The organism is Nocardia sp. NPDC001965 (assembly GCF_053594175.1).
Genome location: NZ_JBSFDZ010000001.1, coordinates 495697 through 504278, shown reverse-complemented (window position 1 = coordinate 504278; position 8582 = coordinate 495697). Strand labels below are relative to the sequence as shown.

Annotated in this window: 8 protein-coding genes and 1 pseudogene; 6 read left to right on the top strand and 3 right to left on the bottom strand. The window is 68.6% G+C overall.

The features are described from left to right. Positions 1 to 37: 37 nt before the first annotated feature. The gene (locus ACWCPQ_RS02390) at positions 38 to 253 is read left to right on the top strand and encodes an MbtH family protein (RefSeq protein ID WP_449893808.1); all 216 of its coding nucleotides are present in this window, start codon (positions 38 to 40) and stop codon (positions 251 to 253) included. A gap of 135 nt (positions 254 to 388) precedes the next feature. On the opposite strand, the gene ACWCPQ_RS02385 is transcribed toward ACWCPQ_RS02390, so the two are convergent. After that, the gene (locus ACWCPQ_RS02385) at positions 389 to 1567 is read right to left on the bottom strand and encodes a lipase family protein (protein WP_449894389.1); all 1179 of its coding nucleotides are present in this window, start codon (positions 1565 to 1567) and stop codon (positions 389 to 391) included. A gap of 203 nt (positions 1568 to 1770) precedes the next feature. Further along, complete coding sequence (locus ACWCPQ_RS02380) at positions 1771 to 5031, bottom strand: arabinosyltransferase domain-containing protein (protein ID WP_449894386.1); 3261 nt, start codon at positions 5029 to 5031, stop codon at positions 1771 to 1773. Positions 5032 to 5605: 574 nt separating this feature from the next. Here ACWCPQ_RS02380 and ACWCPQ_RS02375 point away from each other — a divergent pair. Genes ACWCPQ_RS02375 through ACWCPQ_RS02365 form a run of 3 tightly spaced genes read left to right on the top strand, consistent with a single transcriptional unit; the run spans position 5606 to position 7313 of the window. After that, the gene (locus ACWCPQ_RS02375; protein WP_449893806.1) at positions 5606 to 6343 is read left to right on the top strand and encodes a hypothetical protein; all 738 of its coding nucleotides are present in this window, start codon (positions 5606 to 5608) and stop codon (positions 6341 to 6343) included. A 14-nt stretch (positions 6344 to 6357) separates the two neighbouring features. Then, on the top strand, positions 6358 to 6603 hold the full coding sequence (locus tag ACWCPQ_RS02370; RefSeq protein WP_449893804.1) for a hypothetical protein: 246 nt from the start codon (positions 6358 to 6360) through the stop codon (positions 6601 to 6603). A 59-nt stretch (positions 6604 to 6662) separates the two neighbouring features. Further along, positions 6663 to 7313: a class I SAM-dependent methyltransferase gene (locus ACWCPQ_RS02365; RefSeq protein WP_449894385.1), complete on the top strand. Its 651-nt coding sequence runs from the start codon at positions 6663 to 6665 to the stop codon at positions 7311 to 7313. Between the two features lie 10 nt (positions 7314 to 7323). Here the strand turns inward: ACWCPQ_RS02365 and ACWCPQ_RS02360 are convergent, their stop codons facing one another. Further along, positions 7324 to 7962, bottom strand: a complete 639-nt coding sequence (locus tag ACWCPQ_RS02360) for an HD domain-containing protein (protein ID WP_449893802.1) — start codon at positions 7960 to 7962, stop codon at positions 7324 to 7326. A gap of 159 nt (positions 7963 to 8121) precedes the next feature. Here ACWCPQ_RS02360 and ACWCPQ_RS02355 point away from each other — a divergent pair. Further along, a pseudogene (locus ACWCPQ_RS02355) lies at positions 8122 to 8262 on the top strand (cytochrome P450); the annotation flags it as partial. Positions 8263 to 8365: 103 nt separating this feature from the next. Further along, complete coding sequence (locus ACWCPQ_RS02350) at positions 8366 to 8563, top strand: SDR family oxidoreductase (RefSeq protein ID WP_449893800.1); 198 nt, start codon at positions 8366 to 8368, stop codon at positions 8561 to 8563. Positions 8564 to 8582 lie beyond the last annotated feature (19 nt).

The window sequence follows — 8582 nt, the reverse complement described above, 5'->3', positions numbered from 1 at the left end:
ACCGACGATACGACAACGACGATCTGGGAGAGATGACATGAACACGAATCCGTTCGACGAGGAGGACGGCCGGTTCTTCGTACTGGCCAACGACGAGGATCAGCATTCGCTGTGGCCGGCCTTCGCGGAGGTGCCGCACGGGTGGCGGATCGTATTCGGCGACGGCAGCCGAGCCGACTGTGTCGACTATGTCGAACGGAACTGGACCGATATGCGGCCCGGTAGTTTACGGGACGCGGTAGCAGCCGAGTAGGTGGTCCGGCCCGGCCGGGCGGGGCGAGAGGTTCCGGACGGGCGAACGCGTCTCCACGGCGCCGGGCCGGGACACGGTGCGCGGCCGATCCACCCGGATCGGTCGCGCACCGCGTGCGATGTGGGGAGCGGGACCTCAGCAGTTCGACGGCACGGGGTCGCCGCGGAAGCGGCCGTCGAGCCACATCAGGACGGCGGGCACGCCGAGCACCGCGGCGGACAGATGTTTCGGCGAGATCGTCAGATCCGCCTGGACGGGTACACCGGCCGCACAGTACCGCTGGTTCGTGCGGACGATCGAATCCACCGGAATCAGTGGATCACTGGCCGAATGCCATTCGAAAATGGGCATATCGGGTACTCCGTCGAACAGTTCGAGGCTGTTCTCCTCGAGTACCGCGCGCGCGTCGGCATCGGATATCAGGGACATATTGCTGGCGAATTCGGCTACGCTGCGTCCCGCTCCGGCGGCCAGGATCTCGTTGGTGCATCCGTTTGCCACGGTGTTACGGGCCAGCAGCCCGCGGGTGTTCATCGATTCGCTGATGGGAAACCGGTCGGGGTATTCGCGTTCGAGCCCGATACCGGCCGCCAGCACGAGGCCGAAGGCGGGATGCGGGCCGGTGTTCACCGCTTCGATCATGCGCACCAGATTCATCGGCACGCCCCCGGTCGCCGCCCCCGCGATATCGAGGTCGGGCGCGTATCGCGGGGCGAGCGCCGCGGCCCAGGCCGTGGCCATTCCGCCACCGGAGTAACCGGCCATGGCGACCCGGCTGTTCCGCAGTCCGAGATCGGCCGCCCGTACCGCTCGGATACCGTCCAGGGTGATCTGCCCGCCCAGCCGGGCGGCGCCATAGGCGAAATTCGGCCCGAGATGATCGGGCAGCGCCACACTCCAGCCGCGGGCCAGGACCGCGTTCAAGGCGGCCGCCTCGCGGACCTGGAGTGTGGGGTCCGGGGTGTAGAGCACGCGGGAGACCGCGCACCGGCTGCCGAGTCCGTTGATGATGTGCTGGTAGGACAACAGCGGCCCGTCGGGCGCCCGCCACTGCGGGGTGAGCACGGTCGAGGTCGCCGCGATCGGATGCCCGGTGGAATCGGCCGAGCGGAATTTCACCAGGGTCACCGTGGTCCCGGGGAATATCGGCAGCGCCGGCATCGCCCGGGTCTCCAACACCTCCCCGGGTGATTTCTCGGCGATATCCGCAGGTGCGGCATAGAACTGATCCGGGTCGGGTACAGGGTAGGCGGGTACGGCCGCGGCGGGGCTCGCACCGATCACGGATACCACGGCCAGGATGCCGGGGAGCACGGCGCCGAGGGCGCGCGCGAAAAGATTTCGATCGGTTCTCGGAATCTGCACGCGACGATTATCACGGACTCTCGCGCGATTCGTGAACACTCGTATTCCAGTCGCGTTGTGTCGCGTCTCCTTCGGTTCACCGCCGCGTCACCGCGGCCGGTCGCGCGGCCGCGTACGCCGATCGTCCGGGCCGGGGCCCGGCATATCCGGGCTCACCAGGTGACGTTGATATGTCCGGGACTCCACAGGCCGGAATGCTTGTCCTGGGTGACGTCGGGCGCGGCGGGGCGGGCCGAGCCGTCGACGGGGGTGAGTCGTTGCAGCTGGCCCCAATCGTGGCTCCAGTCGTCCTTCAGATATGTGGCCAGGGTCTGCGACCGCAGCAGCTGGCGGCTCCAGCCCAGCGGTCCACCACCGTCGTGGCGCTGCCAGAGATTGGTGGTGTTCGCGGCCGGGCGGTCGGGCAGGATGCGCCAGCCGGGCACCTGCGCGATACCGTCCTTGTGGTCGAACGGCCGCTGACACGGGAACTGCAGGCCCACGGCCCAATCGAGCAGCACCGGCTGGTCGGACCCGATGAGGTCGTTGATCGTCCGGGTCTGTGGAATCCGCGGCGGGGTCAATGCGATCCACTGCTCGGGATCGAGGGTTTTGTCCTTCGCGACGATCCGGACCACATCGGCGTCGTCGGGGATCTCGTCCAGCGGAACCCGTAGGTTCCGCCACGAGGGGGTCGGGCCGATATCGATCGGTATCACCTGGCCGAGCGATCGCGCGTCCGATGCCGAATCCGTGACACCGTATTCGATATCCACGGGCTGACCCGGCATCACCTCGCCGTCCTGGGTGATCGCCCGGAACCGCCCCGCGGCCGTGATGGCCATGATCCCGTGGCGGTCGCCCGGATCGGGCAGTCGGTACCACCCGGTGGTCAGTTCGGCCGATTCCTGCTGACCGGCGGTACCGAGAACCGGTGTGTTGTCCGACAGTCCGAAGGGCAGCGGCGCACCGCCGGTCTGGGTGACCGAGGTTCCGTCGGAGGTGTCCTTCAGTGCCGCGGCGATACTGTTGTCGTCCTCGGATCGGTCGTCGTCGGAGGTGACATCGGCGACTCCGCCCGGGACGAAGCCGGTGGTGTCGGCGGCGAAGGTGTCCGCGGCGTCACCGGTCAGCGGTGTCAGCATCGAGGCGTTCGGGTCGCTTTCGACCAGGACATCGTCGGCCAGTCCACACGGCTGCCCCAGTACCGCATCGACATTGGAGCGGGCCAGCGAGAACGCCGGATACTGGGTGACCGCCGCCGTGGCGAACGAGCCGACCTGGAAGACCACGATCACCGCCGCCGCGACGGTGAGCGGCGGGATCTTCGCCAGCCGCCAGGCCCGCGGTGAAACCCGGTGCGGTGTACCCGGTTCCGGTGCCCGTAGATGCCACCACCCGGCGAGGACCAGGCACAGAAAGGCGACGGTCAGGAAGATCTCGCTCATCCTGATCCCGCCTATCGCGGGTGCGGTATCCCACCACGGGATGCCGTGGCCGGACGCGTAGAACCATTTGTTGACGCCGGTGAAGATCTGTGCCATCGCCACCGCCACGATGGCGGCGAACAGTGCGCGATACCGCGGTGCCCGCATGACCTTCGGTCCGACCGCGACCGCCGTGACGACGGCGACCGCCCCGGCCAAGCCGGCGAAGACGCCGTTGTGGTGGGTGAACTTGGTGGGCACTGTGGCCATCAGCAGCATCGCGCCGAACGTGATGCCCAGCAGGCGTTTCGCCGGTCCGGAGGTGACGAAGGGGATCCGCCCGCCCTTGCGCAGCAGTACGAAAACGCATACCAGCAGCCCGAGCCACATGGCGACGACACCGAAGCGGCGCCCGATCGAACCGTCGGCGGTGGGCGTGAACAGGCGCTGATAGGCCTGGTAGTCGTCGAACCAGGGCACCGAGGGGCCGACCGCGTTGTGCACCCGGGTCATCTCGAACATCGCCGACAGCGGTTGGACACCGAAGGCGAAGACCAGGACCAGGGTGCCGGCCGCGGCCAGCGGGGCCGCCAGGGCGCCGTAGGCGGTGAGGCGAGCGAACCGCTGTGCGCCCGGCCCGGGGCGTTCGGGCGCGGCCGTCAGGGCGCGGGCGCGCCGGGTACCGAACCGCAGCACCGATCGGGCGCCCGCCGCCAGCGGTGCGAGGCAGATGATCCCGGACGGGGCCGCGGTCAAACTGAACGCCCCGATGAGGATGGCGATCGCATACGGCAGGAGTCGCCGGGTGGCGATGGCGCGTTCGACGAACACCCAGGTGAGCAGGACGGCGACCGCGATCACCGGTTCCGGCCGCAGCCCATTGTTGTAGGGGAGCCAGATCGCGAGGAACCCCAGTGCGCCGGTGCCGACCACGATCTTGTCCCGCCGCAACCCGGCGCCCAGCCGGGGAATCACCTCGCGGCTCAGCACCAGCCAGGCGAGGACACCGGCCAGCAGGGTGGGCAGGCGCACCCAAGGGCTGGCGGTGCTGATCTCGGTCATATGGGCGATCACGTCGTAGGGAGGCGTGCCGACCGGGTTCTCCGGAACGCCGAAGAACCGGAAATAGTTGGCCATATATCCGGATACCAGCGAGGTGCGGGCCATCCCGAACTGGTAGCCGTCGTCGGATGTGGTGGAACCGATGAAATGCCACAGCAGCAGGGTCGCCAGCACCCCGGCGTCGATACCGGTGAGGGTCCGTCGGCGCTGCGGCAGCAGCCGGCGCGTCCGGCGCCCGTCCGAGCGGTCGAGTCGCAACAGTGCGACCAGGGCGACCGCGGCGAGCGCCACCGCGAGGACGGTCGCGGTGCGTTTGGTGAGGGTGGGTGTGACGGAGAACCGGCTGTCCACCTCCACCGTGACGCTGGTGCCGGCGGAACTGGTCAGGTCGCTGAACACTCCGACCAGCTGCGGCCGGAAGTCTCCCGCCAGGAAGAGCGGTTCGATATCGGTCCCGGTCAGTTCGGCCGTGGTGGCGGAGCTGTCGGAGTGCACGGTGAGGGTGGCGTCCCGCAGTTCGTCGAGCGGCACACTGAACATCGACTGGCTGCGCAGGACCACCTCCAGCCGGGCGGCTCTGCCGTCCTGGGCGGGCTGGACCCGGGCGACGAACCCGTACTCCTCCAGGTCGGGCGCACCCGCGGGCATGGTCGCCGCGGCCTGGCCGCCGGTGCCGGCCAGCTGTTCCAGTGCCGCACCGGGGACGGTGACGTCGAAGGTGAGCGGTGCGTAGGACATCAGCGGGGCAGTGATACTGCCGGTCGATCCCTGCTGTGGCCACTCGATGGTCGTCTTGTCCACATGTACCGGTAGTAGTGGCACGGCGAGCGCGAGCACTGTCGCGAGCAGGCCGGAAATCAGGGCCACCCACTTCGCCCATCTACCGCGTGCCGGCCCCGGTGGTGGTGGTTGCTCGCCCGTGGGCGCCTCGTCCGCCCGCACCATGGTGTCCGTCACGGGGGGCGATCGTATCGTGACGCATTCGTAACCGGAGGAATCGGGCAAGGGATTCTCAGCCCGCGCTCAGGCCGCGAATTTCCCGTAACCGTGTGAACAGCGGCGATGGCGCGGACGTCATCGCCGGACCGGCGTCCGCCGCAGTGACGGTGGGGTCGGGCATCCGATACGCGCCGCCGGACCTGCCCGCCCGGCCGAGTGGAGCCGGATCGCTCGACGAATACCGGGCAGACCGTTGGGGAGGCGCCGACCCGTCGCTTCGATACGGCATCGAGTGAGTCGGATCACAGTTGGCATCGGAAAGTGTCCTGATCGCTGTGTCGGCCATCGGTGCGGGGCACCGGACCGCGGTGCCGGTTGCGTCGGCGGCGAAAACCGGTCTCCCACTTGATAGCTTGTCCATCGAGGAATTGTGAAGAGGGGGATCACAATGCGCGCATCGTATTCGGCGGCGCGGTCTGGCGGCCGGCACCGGGGCCGCCGGTTCTTTTGCCCGTGCCGCCGCGCCGATACGGGCCGCGGACTCCACTGACCGTCTCGCACCGAACTGAGCGAGAGATTTGTGAAATCCAATCATGTGATGGTCGTCGCCCGGGAGAGCCTCGAAGGGCTGACCCGGGCGGCTACTTCCTTCGCCCGCCGGAGATACCGGGACGCGAGCCGGACGGTGAACGAGGCGACCGGTTCGCTGACCGGCGTCGACCGCACCTTCCGGCTCACTGTCGGTGGCGAGGACCGGATCGTGTTCTCGCGTCCGCTGGGTGCCCGACGGTCCGCAGCGGATACCGCCGTCGGGCCGGCCCGAACCGATTCCGCCGGGGCGTCGACCAACCCGAGCACGTATCCGAGAGATCCGGCGCAGTGGAGCGACCCGCTGTCCACGACTCCGAGTGCCGTACCGGGCGTCGGGCGGATGATCACCGATACCAGCTATTCGATCTCCCACGATGCCAGCGGCAGTGGTGTGATCGCCGATCTCGACGAGGACGGATCGCTGAGCCTGATTATGGAGAACTATCCGAAGAAGGGCTCGCCCCTGCACGGTAAAGCCATGTTCGAGGAATTGATGACCCACTTCGGCGACAGAGTCCAGCAGATCAGGGCCATCTGGGTGTACGGGGACAACCTGGCCGGATTCAATGCCGCAGTACGGGAAGGGGCGACTCTCGTCCAAGCGGCCAAGAGCACGTGGACGGCGGATCGAGCGGCGCATTACGGTTTCGGGAGGGTCGGTATCGAGGCGGCCACGCCTCGGGTCGACGGGGATTTCGACGATGTCATAGCGATTTTCCGGAAGTGAGCAGAGGAGACAGGGTGAGCGAGGAACTCGACCGACTGGCTCGGGCGGCCGCCGAGTACCAGGAGTCGGGACGGACGGTGGTGGAGGTCGCCGAGTGGCTGGTGCTGAACTTCCCGCAGCTGGGCGAGAAGCCGTTCAACCTCGCTCAGGTGCTGCGGACCGCATGTGCGCTGCCGGTCCGTGACCTGCAGTACATCACCGCGTGGGCGCACGGCTCGATCTCCCGGGAGACCCTCCAGGAGCGGCTGGGGCCGCGATGAGGCCGGTACCGGGTTCCGCGCCGTCGGCGTGACCGCATACCTTCGAGGAGACCGTGGTGATGTTGTCGTCCGTACTCGATCGGTTCAACCGGCGCCATCCGTGGAGCCACAACGACCACTACGGTCGCTGGGTGGTCCGTCGCGTCACCGCCTCCGGTGCCCGCGATGTTCTCGATATCGGTTGCGGTACAGGTAATCTCGTGGACCGGCTGCGGGTGCGTGTGGATACCGTGACAGCTCTCGAGCCGGACCCCACGACGGCGGCGACGGCCACGCGGCGCTTCGCCGGTGACGCCGCGGTGACCGTGGTCCGGGCCGGCTTCGCCGAGCGTGCACCGGGTCGCCGCTGGGATGCGATCACGGCTGTCGCGGTGCTGCATCATCTTCCGCTGGTGGTCACGCTGCGCGAGTTGCGGGAATGCCTCACGCCGGGTGGGCGGCTGGTGATCGTCGGCTGCTTCCGCGCGGCCGGGCCCGTGGACGCCCTGGCCGCGCTGCCCGCAGTGGTGGCCAATCCGGTGGTGGGTATGGTCCGGCATCCGGCTCGTGCCACGGCGCTGCCCGACCATATGCGCGCGCCCGTCGCCGACCCGGCGGAGTCGCTGGCGGAGATCCGTGCGGCGGTCGCCGCGGAACTGCCGGGTGCGCGTGTCAGGCGTCGCCTGTTCTGGCGATACAGCCTGGTTTACGACGCCCCCTTGCGCGGGTGAAGGTCCGGAGCTATTCGGGCCACGGGCCGGCTTCGACGAGGTCGACGAAATCGGTCCGGACGAAACCGGGCCGGAAGTGGGCGAGTACGTCGGCATTGACGGTGCCGAAGGTGGTGTCGGGCCGGTCGTCGAAACCGTGCGCGAAGGCGGCCAGGATCTGCCGCTTGAAATCCGGTCGCGGATGGGCCGCGACCACCGCCTCGATATCGGCGGGGGCCAGGTCGTGGTATCCGAGGCCGAGAACATCGGTGGTGACACCGGCGTTCACCAGCGCGATCTCCGATTCCATATGCTCGGGGATACCGGGCGTGGTGTGCAGGGCAACGGCCGTCCAGACCCGTTGTGCCGCGGCGGCGTCGATTCCGTGCGCGATGAGGAATCGGCGGGCCTCGTCGGCGCCGTCGACCTCGAACCGCTGGCGGGTGGTGCGGTAGGCGTCGGTCAGGCCCAGATCGTGGAAGAGCGCGCCGACGTACAGCAGTTCGGGGTCGGGATCGAGTCCGCGTCGCCGCCCGTGCAGCATCCCGAACAGATAGACCCGGCGCGAGTGGTGGAACAGCAGTGGCGGAGCAGTGTCGCGAACCAGTTCGGTGGCCTCGGCGGCCAGCCGGCTGCCGGGTACCGGGATCCCGGCGATGTGCTCGGTCATGGCGATCCTCCTGTGGTGGCAGTACCGAGGGTGGCGGCCGCGCGGGGTATCGCACTGCGGGAAAGCGCTGGTGGACGGTTCAGGACGGGTTCGACCCGAGCCTAGGCCGAATCGTCGCGGCGGGGGAGGCGGGGCCGCGTGACGCGCCGCGACAGGTTCGGCACCCACTTCTGCCTGGGCGCGTCGCTGGCGCGCCTGGAGGCCAGAGTCGCCCTGGAGGAGTTCCTGCGGCGCTTCCCCGAGTGGGAGGTCGACCGGGAGGTGGCCGCCCTGTCCTGCACCTCGACCATGCGGGGCTGGGGAAACCCTCCCGATCACCGTGGGCTGACCGGTCTGCCGGTCGCCGCCACGCGTCCGTTCCTACAGTCCGTGATGTCCCGCTCCGACGGCCGTCCGCACACCGATGACCGGGGACGGCAACCTGCAGGCGATCATCGAACTCGCGCCGGAACTGGCCCGGGCGCTGTCCGATGCGATGCCCGTCGATCTCGTGAAGCCGCTCGACGTCTCCAATGCTGTCGCCTGGCTGGTCTCCGACGACGCCCGATATTTCACCGGCACGGTCGTTACCGTCGATGCCGGGCAGCTGAACAAACGGTAGGACCGGGCCGGTACGGGAG